Source organism: Mycobacterium bulgaricum (assembly GCF_041287165.2).
Lineage (GTDB): Bacteria > Actinomycetota > Actinomycetes > Mycobacteriales > Mycobacteriaceae > Mycobacterium > Mycobacterium bulgaricum.
The window spans coordinates 135,503-148,846 of the sequence record NZ_JBGGKV020000002.1 but is presented as its reverse complement, the minus strand read 5'-3'; the positions used below and the strand labels follow the sequence as shown (position 1 = coordinate 148,846).

General features: G+C 64.1%; 14 protein-coding genes. 2 read left to right on the top strand and 12 right to left on the bottom strand.

All coding sequences use genetic code 11. From position 1 onward, the window contains the following. Nucleotides 1–83: 83 nt before the first annotated feature. The 6 genes from ACAG24_RS07200 to ACAG24_RS07175 all read right to left on the bottom strand — a co-directional run bounded on the left by ACAG24_RS07200 (nucleotide 84) and on the right by ACAG24_RS07175 (nucleotide 6,113). Complete coding sequence (locus ACAG24_RS07200; RefSeq protein WP_370472484.1) at nucleotides 84–1,886, bottom strand: acetyl/propionyl/methylcrotonyl-CoA carboxylase subunit alpha; 1,803 nt, start codon at nucleotides 1,884–1,886, stop codon at nucleotides 84–86. Nucleotides 1,887–2,001: 115 nt separating this feature from the next. Next, nucleotides 2,002–3,099: a GGDEF domain-containing protein gene (locus ACAG24_RS07195; protein ID WP_370472485.1), complete on the bottom strand. Its 1,098-nt coding sequence runs from the start codon at nucleotides 3,097–3,099 to the stop codon at nucleotides 2,002–2,004. A 66-nt stretch (nucleotides 3,100–3,165) separates the two neighbouring features. Beyond that, nucleotides 3,166–3,354 (bottom strand): hypothetical protein, encoded by a 189-nt coding sequence (locus ACAG24_RS07190; RefSeq protein WP_370472486.1) that lies wholly within the window; start codon nucleotides 3,352–3,354, stop codon nucleotides 3,166–3,168. Between the two features lie 194 nt (nucleotides 3,355–3,548). Beyond that, nucleotides 3,549–3,953 (bottom strand): SufE family protein, encoded by a 405-nt coding sequence (locus ACAG24_RS07185; RefSeq protein WP_370472654.1) that lies wholly within the window; start codon nucleotides 3,951–3,953, stop codon nucleotides 3,549–3,551. Nucleotides 3,954–3,955: 2 nt separating this feature from the next. Then, nucleotides 3,956–4,843 (bottom strand): sulfurtransferase, encoded by an 888-nt coding sequence (locus ACAG24_RS07180; protein ID WP_370472487.1) that lies wholly within the window; start codon nucleotides 4,841–4,843, stop codon nucleotides 3,956–3,958. 22 nt (nucleotides 4,844–4,865) lie between these two features. Then, on the bottom strand, nucleotides 4,866–6,113 hold the full coding sequence (locus ACAG24_RS07175; RefSeq protein WP_374150766.1) for an acyltransferase family protein: 1,248 nt from the start codon (nucleotides 6,111–6,113) through the stop codon (nucleotides 4,866–4,868). Nucleotides 6,114–6,448: 335 nt separating this feature from the next. Between ACAG24_RS07175 and ACAG24_RS07170 the strand changes: the two genes are divergently transcribed. Then, nucleotides 6,449–6,805, top strand: a complete 357-nt coding sequence (locus ACAG24_RS07170) for a hypothetical protein (protein WP_370472655.1) — start codon at nucleotides 6,449–6,451, stop codon at nucleotides 6,803–6,805. Nucleotides 6,806–6,887: 82 nt separating this feature from the next. Continuing rightward, on the top strand, nucleotides 6,888–7,244 hold the full coding sequence (locus ACAG24_RS07165; protein ID WP_370472489.1) for a hypothetical protein: 357 nt from the start codon (nucleotides 6,888–6,890) through the stop codon (nucleotides 7,242–7,244). On the opposite strand, the gene ACAG24_RS07160 is transcribed toward ACAG24_RS07165, so the two are convergent. The 6 genes from ACAG24_RS07160 to ACAG24_RS07135 form a co-directional block, all read right to left on the bottom strand. Further along, the gene (locus ACAG24_RS07160; RefSeq protein WP_370472490.1) at nucleotides 7,241–7,879 is read right to left on the bottom strand and encodes a Maf family protein; all 639 of its coding nucleotides are present in this window, start codon (nucleotides 7,877–7,879) and stop codon (nucleotides 7,241–7,243) included. The genes ACAG24_RS07165 and ACAG24_RS07160 overlap by 4 nt on opposite strands. Further along, on the bottom strand, nucleotides 7,876–8,196 hold the full coding sequence (locus ACAG24_RS07155; RefSeq protein WP_370472491.1) for a carboxyl transferase domain-containing protein: 321 nt from the start codon (nucleotides 8,194–8,196) through the stop codon (nucleotides 7,876–7,878). Before ACAG24_RS07155 ends, ACAG24_RS07160 begins: the two co-directional genes overlap by 4 nt. 91 nt (nucleotides 8,197–8,287) lie before the next feature. Further along, nucleotides 8,288–9,502 carry a DUF1501 domain-containing protein gene (locus tag ACAG24_RS07150; protein WP_370472656.1) on the bottom strand — a complete coding sequence of 405 codons (1,215 nt, stop codon included), beginning with the start codon at nucleotides 9,500–9,502 and terminating at the stop codon, nucleotides 8,288–8,290. A gap of 11 nt (nucleotides 9,503–9,513) precedes the next feature. Further along, nucleotides 9,514–10,827, bottom strand: a complete 1,314-nt coding sequence (locus ACAG24_RS07145; RefSeq protein WP_370472492.1) for a DUF1800 domain-containing protein — start codon at nucleotides 10,825–10,827, stop codon at nucleotides 9,514–9,516. A gap of 247 nt (nucleotides 10,828–11,074) precedes the next feature. Beyond that, nucleotides 11,075–11,356: an acyl-CoA carboxylase epsilon subunit gene (locus ACAG24_RS07140; RefSeq protein ID WP_370472493.1), complete on the bottom strand. Its 282-nt coding sequence runs from the start codon at nucleotides 11,354–11,356 to the stop codon at nucleotides 11,075–11,077. Between the two features lie 26 nt (nucleotides 11,357–11,382). Then, the gene (locus ACAG24_RS07135) at nucleotides 11,383–13,023 is read right to left on the bottom strand and encodes an acyl-CoA carboxylase subunit beta (RefSeq protein WP_370472494.1); all 1,641 of its coding nucleotides are present in this window, start codon (nucleotides 13,021–13,023) and stop codon (nucleotides 11,383–11,385) included. Between the last annotated feature and the right edge of the window lie 321 nt (nucleotides 13,024–13,344).

The following is a 13,344-nucleotide window of genomic DNA, read 5'->3' as shown; positions in this document are numbered from 1 at the left end:
TTACGCAAGGTAACCCCTCGGCCAGCCGAGGAACGAACGCGGGGTGCCACCGTCTGGTGACACCCCGCGTTCGTGTTCGAGATCTACTCGGCGCTCTTGAGCTCCGCGATCACCGTGCCCTGGGTGATCGCCGCACCCGGCTCGACGGCCAGGCCGGTGACAACACCGTCCTTGTGGGCGGTCACCGGGTTCTCCATCTTCATGGCTTCGAGCACCACGACCAGGTCGCCGGCCGCCACGGTCTGTCCTTCTTCGACCGCGACCTTGACCACGGTGCCCTGCATGGGGGCCGTCACGGCATCGCCGGAGGCCGCGGCTCCGCCACCGCCACCACGCTTGCGCGGCTTGGGCTTCTTGCGGATCGCGCCGTGAGCCGGCGCACCGCCGCCACCGAGCGCAAGGTCACCGGGCAGCGACACCTCGAGGCGGCGGCCGCCGACCTCGACCACGACCGTCTGGCGGGGGATGGTGTCTTCCTCGTCGATCGGGTCGCCACCGGTGAACGGTTCGACGGTGTTGTTCCACTCGGTCTCGATCCATCGGGTGTGCACGTCGAACTTCTCGCCATCGCCGATGAAGGCGGGGTCCGCGACGACGGCGCGGTGGAACGGGATGACGGTGGCGAGCCCTTCGACATTGAATTCAGCGAGGGCTCGACGACTGCGGGCCAGTGCCTCTTCGCGGGTGGCTCCGGTGACGATCAGCTTCGACAGCATCGAGTCGAACTGGCCGCCGATGACCGAGCCGGCCTCCACGCCGGAATCCAGGCGCACGCCGGGGCCGGTGGGGATGTCGTAGCGGGTGACGGGTCCGGGGGCGGGCAGGAAGCCGCGGCCGGCGTCCTCGCCGTTGATGCGGAACTCGAAGGAGTGGCCGCGCGGCGTCGGGTCCTCGGTGATGTCGAGGGCCTCGCCGTTGGCGATCTTGAACTGCTGCTGCACCAGATCGATGCCCGAGGTCTCTTCGGTGACTGGATGTTCCACCTGCAGGCGGGTGTTGACCTCGAGGAAGGAGATGAGGCCGTCCTGGCCGACGAGGTATTCGACGGTGCCTGCGCCGTAGTAGCCCGCTTCCTTGCAGATGCGCTTGGCGGACTCGTGGATCTCCTTGCGCTGCGCGTCGGTCAGGAACGGCGCGGGCGCCTCCTCGACGAGCTTCTGGAAGCGGCGCTGCAGCGAGCAGTCGCGCGTGCCCGCGACGACGACGTTGCCGTGGGTGTCGGCGATGACCTGGGCCTCGACGTGGCGCGGCTTGTCGAGGTAGCGCTCGACGAAGCACTCACCGCGGCCGAAGGCGGCGACGGCCTCGCGGGTGGCCGAGTCGAAGAGCTCGGGGATCTCCTCGATGGTGCGGGCGACCTTCATGCCGCGTCCGCCACCGCCGAAGGCGGCCTTGATGGCGACGGGGACGCCGTATTCCTTGGCGAATTCGACGACCTCGTTGGCGTCCTTGACCGGGTCCGGGGTGCCGGGCACCAGCGGCGCGTCGGCACGCGCGGCGATGTGGCGGGCGGTCACCTTGTCGCCGAGGTCGCGGATGGACTGCGGGCTGGGGCCGATCCAGATCAGGCCGGCGTCGAGGACGGCCTGGGCGAAGTCGGCGTTCTCGGAGAGGAAGCCGTACCCGGGGTGGACGGCGTTGGCGCCGGACTTCTCGGCGGCGTCGAGCAGCTTCTCGAACACCAGGTACGACTCGGCGGAGGTCTGGCCGCCGAGGGCGAAGGCCTCGTCGGCGAGACGGACGTGCGGAGCGTCGGCGTCGGGTTCGGCATAGACGGCCACGCTCTGCAGTCCGGCGTCCTTGGCTGCGCGGATCACTCGGACGGCAATTTCCCCACGATTGGCGACGAGCACCTTGGAGATCTTTGAGCTGGCGTGACTGGCCACTGCGCCTCCTGATGGCAAGTTTGTTGGCCGCTGCGGGCCATCTCTAAGAAACGTCTTTAAGAATCTATCGGGCAGTTTAAGCGGCAGCCTGACGCCCACGCCAAGGCGGTATCGGTTACTCCTCGGTAGGTTCTCGTGCGCCGGGTTCGAGCGCGAGGTGGCACACCCGATTTCCGCCTGCGCGTTTGGCGCGGTACATCGCGACGTCGGCCTGTGCGGTCAGCCAACGCAGCGAGTTCGCGATGTCGGTGCTCTCGACCGCGGACACGTCGACGCACGCGGTGCCGACGCTGGCGGTGAGCCGGTAGCCGGTCGTGGTGATCGCGTGGCGCGCCCGTTCGCCGAACTCGGCGATGTCGGTGGCGTTGACGATGTCGGCGGCGAGGAACTCTTCGCCGCCGACGCGACCGAGGATCGTCGTCTCCGGGAGGTGCGCGGTGAGCGCGTCGCTCGTCGATACCAGCGCTGCATCGCCGGTGTGGTGGCCGTGCAGGTCGTTGAGGGCTTTGAAGCGATCGAGGTCGATCATCGTGAAGAGAAGGTGGCTGCCGCGGCGCTGACCCTCGAGCACGGCCTTGATGACCTCGCGTTCGAAGGAGCGGCGGTTGAAGAGGCCGGTCAACGGATCCCGATCGGATTGCACGAGGTCGAATCCCAGCGCGTGGACGACGAGCTGCACTGCCAACGGGACGCCTGCGTTGAGTTCGATGACGAGGAAGATCATCGACCCCGTGAGGACGGCGTCCTGGGTGGGAAGTGATGCGGCGTGCACAGCGGCAACGGCCAAGGCGAGCACGAAGTTGGCCGTCACCAATCGGCTGGTGTGGAAGAACGCGAGATAGGCCCCGGAGAGGGCCAACGCCGTACAACCGACCACCCCGACCGAGGGATCACCGGACAGCCATGTCGTGGAGGCGATGCTGGCCGAGAAGCACATGCCGTAAGCGACTGACTGGGCACGACTCGGCCATCGCGTCAGCCACAGGGCGGCCCACCCGCAATGGATCGCGGCGAACACGATTCCGACACCGAGGAACGCGGCGCGGTACGGGGTGTCCGGGGAGAGGGCGGCGTTGGCGGGGAACAGGATGGCGGCCCCCGAGATCGTCGCCATGCCGATCTGGACCGGGCGGGTGAAGTTGCGCGCGTGCAGGTAGCTCGACAGCCAGTCGTAGTGGTCGGGCAGTCGCCACCACCGCAGTACCGCATTCACCGAATCAGAGCGTACGGCGACTTTCTTGACGGACGTTGAGAAATGAGGGGACCCGCGAGGGGCAGGTCACCAGCCGCCGATGCCGGGGCCACCCGACCACCGGGGGAGGAACGGCTGGGCTCGGGTGCCGCGCAAGCGGTCGGGAACTGCCTTCTGCGAATTCCTGATCTCGCCCTGGGCGTGGAGGTCCTCGTCGGCGCCGCGGACTTCCCCGAAGGTGGCGTCGCCGGACACCGTGCCTTGACGGCTAGTCACCGTCCGGTCAGGACGAAGTTCATCCGCGGAGGCCGTCGCGCTCGAGATCGCAAGGAGGGCAACGGGTGCCGCTACAAGGGCACTCCACGCGGCAATCCTGCGCGTGCTGGGTTTGGGCATGGTTCTCCTCTGTGCAGGTTCGCGCGGTCACCTGCTTATCGCGGGCCGACCAGTGGTGTTACGGAGGGTTGTGTCTATTTGAGGCGCTTCTTGATGCGCGTCAGCATCGCCGACATGCCACGAAGGCGAAGGGGACTGATCAGCTTGGCCAGCCCCAGTTCGGTATAGAAGTCGTCGGGCACGGCGAGGATGTCGTCGGCCGGCAGGCCGTCGAGGCCCGTCGCGAGGATGGCCGCGAACCCGCGGGTGGTCGGCGCCTCAGCGGGTGCGCTGAAGAACAGCCGCACCTGGTCGCGGTCGGCGGCGTCGACATGCAGGAACAGCGGTGACTGACACTCCGGCACGGGTTCCATCGCCGCCTCTTCGAGATCCGCGGGCAGCGGCGGAAGTTCGTCGGCGAACTCGAGGAGCAAGGCCAGCTTGTCTTGTCCCTCAACCTCTTTGAAGTCGGACACCACTTCGGCCAGCGCGGCCGGCATGCTCACGGGGCCTCGCCGGGCTCGTCTCCGACCGCGACCGGTACGCGCACAGCGTTGCCCCACTCGGTCCACGACCCGTCGTAATTACGGACCCCGGGCAGGCCGAGCAGATGGGTGAGCACGAACCAGGTGTGGCTGGAGCGCTCGCCGATGCGGCAGTACGCAATCGTCTGCGGCTCGTCGGCGAGGAAGCCGTACAGCTCGTCGAGCTCGGCGCGGCTACGGAAGCGTCCACTCTCGTTGGCGGCCTTGCCCCACGGAATCGAGACCGCAGTCGGGATGTGGCCACCGCGCAGCGCGCCCTCTTCGGGGTAGTCGGGCATGTGGGTGCGCTCTCCGGTGTATTCCTGCGGGGAGCGCACATCGATCAACGGCTGGGAGCCCAACGCGGCGAGGACGTCGTCCTTGAAGGCGCGGATCGGGGCGTCGTCACGCTCGACGACGGGGTAGCCGGTGGTCTGCTTCGTCGGCACGTCCAAGGTGGTGTCGCGGCCATCGGAGATCCAGAGGGTGCGGCCGCCGTCGAGCAGTCGCACGTCCGGGTGGCCGAAAAGCGTGAAGACCCACAGCGCGTAGGCGGCCCACCAGTTGCTCTTGTCGCCGTAGATGACGACGGTGTCGTCCCGGGAGATGCCCTTGCGGTTCATCAGGTCCGCGAACTGCTCGCCGGTGATGTAGTCGCGGACATTGGCGTCGTTGAGGTCGGTGTGCCAGTCGATCTTGACCGCGCCGGGGATATGGCCGGTGTCGTAGAGCAGGACGTCCTCGTCGGACTCGACGATCGCGAGGCCCGGCCTGCCGAGATTGCCGGACAACCAATCGGCCGTGACCAGCCGCTCAGGGTGGGCGTAGGACTGCAGGGCGGGGCTGGGATCAGCAGGTAGCGGCACGTGTTCGAGCCTACCGGGGTGTCTAGGTGATGGCGCCGGGGCTCATCGCGAAACTGATGATGCTCACCGTGATCAGGATCAGCCCGCCGACCGCGCCCAGCTTGGTCGAGAAGTCGGCGTGAAACAGACCGTGTTTCATGTCCTGCCGGGCCTGGCGGAAGGCTCCCAGGCTGGCGTAGCGAAGTGGGCTCTCGACGAGGTGGTAGGTCAGGAGCGCCAGCCCGAAGGTGAGGGTGAGAGCGCTGGCGTAGTAGTGGACGGTCGGCTCCATCACGGCTGCGAGGAGGACATATACCGGCCAGTGCACCAGATACAGCGAGTAGGAGATGTCGCCGAGGTAGGTGCTGACGCGGTTGCGCAGGAATCCTTGGAGATCAGGCTCGTGCCCCACACCCGCGGCGATGACGAGCGCGGCGCCGGCCACCGGGAGAAGCGCCCACGGCGCGGGGAAGCCGGCGGATCCGTCGATGTAGACGAGTGAGACGCCGATGAGCGTGAGGCCGCCCCAGGACAGGATCGGTCGAATCGGGATGGGAATGCGCGCGAAGACGCTTGTTGCGGTCGCCAGAAGCGCGCCGACGCCGAGCTCCCACAGGCGTGAGGCGGTGCTGAAGTAGGCCCAGGTCGGTGACGACGAGCTCTCGTAGATCGCCCACGCGAGGGACAGGGTTGCGAGGACGACGATCGTGGTGGATGTGAGTTTTCGCCAGCGGGCATCACCCCAGGCGCTGCGCGCGGCCATCGCGGTGATGCCGAGGATGAGCAGCGGCCACACCACGAGGAACTGCTCTTCGACGGACAGCGGCCAATAGTGCAGCAGCGGCGGCGCGGATTCGGTCGCGGTCTGCAGGCCGCCCCCGTCTGTGGCGAAGTGCCAGTTGGCCACGAAGAAGAACGCGAACAGCGCGTCGATTCCCGTGTCGTGGAGGCGTGACGGCAGCACGACGGCGGAGGCGGCAACGGTCAGGATGAGGACCGCGGTCGCGGCCGGGACGATGCGACGAAAGCGATCTCGGTAGAACCGGCCCAGCGACAGCGTTCCGGATTCCGACGCTGTTCGCAGCAAACTTTCAGTCACGAGGTATCCGGCAACGACGAAAAAGACGTCGATGCCGACGAATCCGCCGCGCGGCCAGCCCGTCAGGTTGAAGGCGAGGACGGCGAGGACGGCGACCATGCGCAATCCCTGAATGTCGAGCCGATAATTTGCTCGTTTTGCACGCCGACGTCGACGCGCTGAGGATTCGCGCCATTGTTCGAGCTTTGTCACCACTTTGTGCCCCCCGGCGGTGAATAGTTTGCAACGTTAGTTCTTCGCTATACCCGCACTGCGCGTCGAATGCAACCGCGACGTGGGTCAGATCACCGGTATCCGGCGCATTGTCGATCTCTGCCCCGGCTGACGGTTCGCTGCGTGCTGACTGAGCCGTCCCTGTGGATGTGCTGTGGTGGTAAGCGCTGCGATGTGCGCCGACTTACAGTTATCTGGACGCGACATCCGACGCCTGGCAAAGCCTCCGGATCGGATGCGGCCGTGGGTCTCTTCGTGAAATCCCGGCTCTTGCGAGCCGATTACCTCTACGCAAAGGACAGACAGTGAAGAAGATGATCTTGATAGCAACGGCTGCGGGGGTCGTGGTCGGGGGAGCGATCGCAGGGACGGGGCCCGCCGGTGCCCATGCTGACGACGGGCTGATTCAGTACAAGGAACCCAACGCGATGTGGGTGATGCCGGATCTGAAGGACGAAATCTTGTTCCGGGCTGAAGCCGACGTCGAGACCGTGGTCGAACAGATGCCGCTGACGTTCAAGACCCAGGCCCCGAATCATGCACCGGTGTACAACCTGGAGGACTGGGTGGTGTGCGGGGAATCGCCCAAAGCCGGCACGGCGCTCACCCAGAAGACGAAGTCTGTGACGCTGCTGTTGGAGCGCCCGGGCGCGGAGCACTGCGGGGCGTGAACCGCCAGGTCACTGGCGTCCGTGAGCAAATTGTTATCGAACGGCTGGCAGGAAACCGGCAGGCCGCATTAGGGTTCTTGCCATGGAGCTCAAGGGGTTGGCGAAGCAGGGGCGGAACGTCGCCGTGGCGATGGCAGCGTGCGGGATGGCGCTGGGGATAACCTCTCCGGTGGCGGCGGCACAAGAGGGCGAGACGTGGGAAATGCCGGCGCTGAAGGAAGAGCTCCTACAGGACGCTGTGGACAGCGTCATTTCCACTGCGGGCGAAGAGAACATCAGATTCAACTTGTACGACCGCGACATGAACCAGGTAATTTACAATTACACCAACTGGATCGTTTGCGCACAGTACCCAGCAGCGGCGAAAGAAGTAACCGTCAATCCGGAGAAACGCCAAACTGTGACGCTTGCACTTAGCAGGCCCGCAGCTGGCTGCTAGTCAATTGTAGTGGCCCAGAGATCCGAGATTGACAGCCCAGTGCGGCGTATCAGTTTCTGAACTAGCGGCAGGCTTAAACCGATTACGTTCGAAGGATCGCCCTCGATCCGTTTGACGAACCATCCGCCGATACCGTCTAGGGTGAAGGCCCCCGCAACGTTGAGTGGTTCATCACTTGCCAGATAGCGGTTTAAGTCTATCGGGGACGGCTGGGCAAATTGGACTACCGTGCTTCCGGTGTCGCTCTCGGTATGAGTAATGACACCTGCGGTCAGGCGTAAGATCGCGTGCCCGGTGAGGAGATGGCCGGTGGCGCCCGCCATCTTTTCCCACTGGCGGCGCGCGGCCTCGGCCGTTCGGGGCTTGCCGTGCATCCGTCCGTCGAGATACAGCATCGAGTCGCAGCCGATAACGACGCAGTCGGAAATCAACTCCTCTGGCAGTAGCGCCGCGACGGTTAGCGCTTTTGCATTTGCCAGCTTCGCAACTACCGACTCTGGTGGCGCATCCCGATCGAGCGAGGCAACCAATGCGTGCTCGTCGAGGTGGGACACAGTCACCTGAGGATCGATACCCGCTTGACGCAGTACGCGAAGGCGACTTTGCGATGCTGATGCGAGGACGACAGTCGTCATGAGTCCTGTTTCTCCGCGCAGGCGTCGGTTTGCCGCATATGTGTTCGCTCCAGGAGCGAAACACTCTGCCAACTCGTCACGTCATACCGCAGGCTTGTCGACTGGCTGGCCCATGGGTTGAGCTCACGTGGGCCGGGCTTACCTTGGGCGCCGGTCTTGATGGCCAGGTCCTGGACCGTGACGATCTCCTCACCGTAGACCTCGCGGACGCTGCCGCCGACCACGGTGGTGTCCTGGCTGAATATGCACACGTCTCCTCGGGCGATGGTGCCGTAGCCGACCTCATGTGCGGCGTCAGGCTCAGTCGCGCTGGTCATGGGACCTGATGCCAACGGCGCTGTGCCAGAAAGGAGCAAGTGGGCACATTGCTATTCCTTATCAAACGTTTGCCGATGGGCCCGCACCGGCTCAAGCCCTGAGGAATCCGATTTCTTTCCTCCCCTTTCCGAGAACGGGTTCGGAATCCGACCCGAGACCACTGACGAGAACCTCGTGGTAGACGTCGCGGAAATCGGTGGTCACTTTCAGGTCGTCGTCGACGAGATCGGTAAGGCTCGGGTCATCGCCGTAGAAACCACCGCGAACTCGGTCTCCTGCGATGAACACTGGGCCCGCGGTGCCGTGGTCGGTGCCTTCGGACGCATTGGCAGCTACCCGTCGGCCAAATTCCGAATAAGCCATGATCATGACGTTCTTGCCGTGCTTCCCGCCCGAGATCTGTTTCATGAACGCGGTGACGGCCGTGTCCAGATTGTTGAGCAAGTCTCGTTGAGTCCCCAGTTCGTCTGCGTGAGTGTCAAACCCGCCTAACTCGACGCTGTAGACCTGAGTGGGAACGTCGGCGGCGATGCAGGCGGCGACAGCGTCGAGTTGGACGGCGAGACCGTTGTCGTCTGCATCTAGATCATCCGCCAGGGGGGTGTGCTCGGCGAGCACCCTTTTGAGCCCGCTGTTCACCCTCACTGCCGACCGATACGAGTCGCAAACCAAGCGCATTGCGGCGTTGTCGCTCGGGTCGGATTTGGAGAGTGCGGCAATTAGCCCGTTCACGTCCTCGGACGGCTTCGCTTCCCTGGAAAACAGTGCACCGACTGTCCTTTCGCCGACCGCTAGGGGAGGTACTGCGCGGCCGAAATGCAGTGCACGGAGCGGATCTTCACCCGTTGAGTCTAGCCATCTGCCGATCCAACCGGTGGTCCCTGCGTTGTCCAGTGACGCGGACTGCCAGATATCGATCGATTTGAAGTGGCTTCGATCCGGTTTTGGATAACCGACGCCGCGGACGATCGCCAATGAACCGTTACTGAACATCTCTCCCATGCCCGTCATGCCGGGATTGAAGCCGTACTGTTTGTCTAGTTTGACGACCTTATCCGCTGAGTAGGCCAGTCCTGGCCTTGCATCCTGATACGCATCGTCGGTCAATGGGATCACGGTATTTAGACCGTCGTTGCCGCCGTACATCGTTATGATCACAAGTATCGCAGTGCCGTTCTGCAGCGGGCGGTCTTCGGCGGCCATCAGCACGTCGGTCCATGTCAGCGCGGGTATAGACGATACGGCACCGGCCGCGCCAAACCCGATGCACGCTCCCAGGAATTGGCGTCGGCTTACTTTTGGCATGCTCATCCCCTCTATGACGTTAGATATTCGGGGGTGTTTACGGCGGCCGTGACCAGTGCGGTCGGATCCTTTAGAAATGGCTTCAGCGCCTTCGCGCTGCGATCTGTCCACGCGCCAACACCGATTAGATATCCCGCGGCATCGAGGCGATCGTCGACCGGGGTGTCATCAACCAGGCTGATGTCCCCGTGGCCGACAGCCATCCCCGCTTCGCGTAGTCGAAGGTTCACTGCGGCCGACGACAGCCAGGCCTGACCGCTCGGCCATCCGCCTACATCGGGCGGGTAGAACGGAAGCTGCCCAAGCATTTTCAGCGCCCTCGCTGCGTTCTTGACCCGAGTGTCGTCCATCGGCACTTTTACCGCCCTCAGCACGCCGATCATCCAGTCCACAGGACCGGTCACCACCGTGGCCGAGCTCTGCGCGAAGTCGGGGTCTATGAGGATTGCCGACGTCAGTCCGCGCAGGTCACGATTGGGCCCGTACGCCTCGACCAAGCGGTGCAGCGTGGCATCGGACGGCGTCTTGTCGGACGCCAGCTGTTGCCACATTCTGCTGGCGATAAATTTCGCCGATCGAGGGTCTGACAGGACGATGTCGCAGAACTCGTCGAGGCCGAGCTTCCCCGTCGTGCCAAGAATCGTCTTGGTGGAATCGTCGTAGTTCTTCTTCCGCAATTCGGCTTTTACTCCCTCGCGGATAGTCCAGCCCGTGAGGGCGCGCGCGCCTTCGCGCACATCCTTCTCTGAGTAGCCGCTGCCGTGACCCAACGCGAACAACTCAAGGAATTCCCTCGAAAGGTTCTCGTTGGGCGACTTAGCAATGTTCTGATGCCCGTCGAGCCATTCGACCATCGCGGCGTCGGTCAGCATCGCACGAGCCAAATCCCGGAAGTCGCCTAGACACAGTTTCCGCAACTTCTGATTCTGATTGGCCATGGATCGGGCGACGCGGATTTTTCGCATGGATGTCGCAAAGTGGTTGTGCCACAGAAACGTTAGCTTTTCGTTGACAGGATTCTCGGCCGCCACCATGCGTTGGATCCACCAGTGCGTCAGCTCGCGACGTAGCCTCTCGGTTTTCTCGATGTATCGGGTGCGTTCCGCGGCGTCGGGGTCTTCGGGGTGATCCGGAATCTTCAGTTCCGGCATCGGGGTCGCGAGCACGCCGGCATCTTTCGCGAAGTCAACGTCCAGAAGGTCGCTCACGTACGAAGTTTCGTCGGCGTTCTCCAGTGCCGCGTCGATATCTTCTCCGCGGGCCCCGAATCCACTCCGGCGGAGCACCCTTGCCGCCTTGATCCACTTGGCCGATTGGGTGGACATGGCCAGCGACCTCCAGAACATTGAGCCAAGCGAGACGGGATGCCACACGCACCCTGCGCGCCATTCTCAACTCACGAATGAACCCCACACAAAATAACCCAGGAGCGACCGTGATGCGAGCCGGGTCAGACGCGGCGGTCCTGAGCTCGGACGATGTCCGCGGTCGGAATATCGGCGACACGGAGAGCCACGTACGGATGGCCTCTAGGGTCGCAGGCGCGAACCGTCTAGTCCAGCGACGTTGCGGTCATCGCCGCATGTGCATCCGCTCCAGCAGCGTCACCCGCTGCCAGCTCGTCACGTCGTATCGCAGCTTGTCGACCGGATGGCCCCACGGGTTGAGTTCCTGAGGACCAGGCTCCCCCTGGGGGCCGCCGCCGGCACTGGCGAGTACGGCAACAAGCGCGGCGAGCTCTTCAACCGAGGGTTCGCCTTTGACAACGTTGAAGTGCGGCGCGGCCGCCGGCGGATCGTCGATCGTCATGTCCCGAGGGTCGGAAACCTCGACGATGTCGGCGTTGTGGTCCATGCGAATGTCCTTGTCTGCGAAGCGGATCAGAGCGGGATGTTGCCGTGCTTCTTCGGCGGCGTTTGAACCACTTTGCGCTCCAACAGTTTCAGCGCTGTCGCCACGTAACCGCGGGTGTGTGACGGCGGGATGACCGCGTCGACGTATCCGCGTTCGGCGGCAATGTAGGGGTTGACAAGGGTGTCCTCGTACTCCTGCTGCAGTTTAAGGCGCAGCGCGTCGACGTCCTCACCGTTGGCCGCCGCTTCCTTGATCTGCTGGCGGTACACGAAGCCCACCGCGCCGGAGGCGCCCATGACGGCGATCTGAGCGGTCGGCCAGGCCACCACGACGTCGGCGCCCATGTCCTTGGATCCCATGACGCAGTACGCACCGCCGTAGGACTTACGGGTGATGACAGTGACTTTCGCGACGGTGGCCTCGCCGTAGGCGTAGAGCAGCTTGGCGCCGCGGCGGATGATGCCGTTGTATTCCTGGTCGGTGCCGGGCAGGAATCCGGGAACGTCAACGAGCAGCACGATCGGGATGTTGTAGCAGTCGCACGTCCGGATGAAGCGCGCGGCCTTCTCGGACGCGTTGATGTCCAGGCAGCCGGCGAACTGGGTGGGCTGATTGGCCACGATGCCCACCGGCCGGCCGTCGACGCGGCCGAATCCGACGACGATGTTGCCGGCGTAACCTGCTTGAACTTCGAGGAATTCGTCGTCATCGAGGATGCGGGTGATGACTTCGTGCATGTCGTAGGGCTGGTTCGGGGAGTCTGGAATCAGCGTGTCGAGCTCGAGGTCCTCGTCGGTGAGGCTGTCCTCGATCGCGGCGTCCGAATGCACGGCCGGGTAGCGCGGGGGCTCGGCGTAATTGTTGGGGGGCAGGTAGCCTAGCAGGTCGCGGACGTAGTCGAGCGCGTCCTGCTCGCCGGATGCGACGTAGTGCACGGTGCCCGACTTGGACATGTGGGTGTGGGCGCCGCCGAGTTCTTCCATGGTGACGTCTTCGCCGGTGACGGTCTTGATGACGTCGGGACCGGTGATGAACATCTGGCTGGTCTGGTCGACCATGATGACGAAGTCGGTCAGGGCGGGGGAGTAGACGTGCCCGCCGGCTGCGGCGCCCATGATCAGCGAGATCTGTGGGATGACGCCGGAGGCTTTGATGTTGTTGTGGAAGATGCGGCTGTAGAGGCCGAGGGAGACCACACCTTCTTGGATGCGGGCGCCGGCACCGTCGTTGATGCCGATCAGCGGGCGTCCGGTCTTAATGGCCAGCTCTTGGACCTTGACGATCTTCTCGCCGTAGACCTCGCCGAGGCTGCCGCCGAACACGGTGGCGTCCTGGCTGAAGATGCAGACGTCGCGACCGTCGATGGTGCCGTAGCCGGTGACCACGCCGTCGCCGGTGGGACGATTCTTCTCCAACCCGAAGTTCTTGGAGCGGTGTTTGGCGAGGGCGTCGAGCTCGACGAACGACCCTTCGTCCAGCAGTGCGAGGATGCGCTCACGGGCGGTCAACTTGCCCTTGGCGTGAACCTTCTCGATGGCGGTCTCACCGACGGGATGCAGCGCTTCATCGGCGCGCTTGCGCAGATCGGCGAGCTTGCCCGCGGTGGTGTGAATGTCGATTTCGGGAGCGGCAGCTGGCGTCGAAGAAGATTCAGTCACGCTGGTCATGGTTCCTGATGCTAACGGCGTCTTTCCGTGGTGTCGCGGGTAGGTCTTAGTAGTCCCTTAGAAACTCAATGGCGAAGTCTGACGCTCAGTGTCACGACTTCGCGGACACCGCCACGACTCGAATCCTGTACAGCTTGTCGGCCTGAACGGGGTCTTCGATTGCGTTGCTGAATCAACACGGTGCGTCATTTGAATAAGAAAAAGGTCCGTCCGTTGCCCGTGGGTAATCGGTGCTGCAAACAATATGAACGGGTCGCAGGCATTAATGACATCTGTGCGCGCCGCCCGTTACGAGGGCGTGTCACGGAGCTTTCAGAGGGT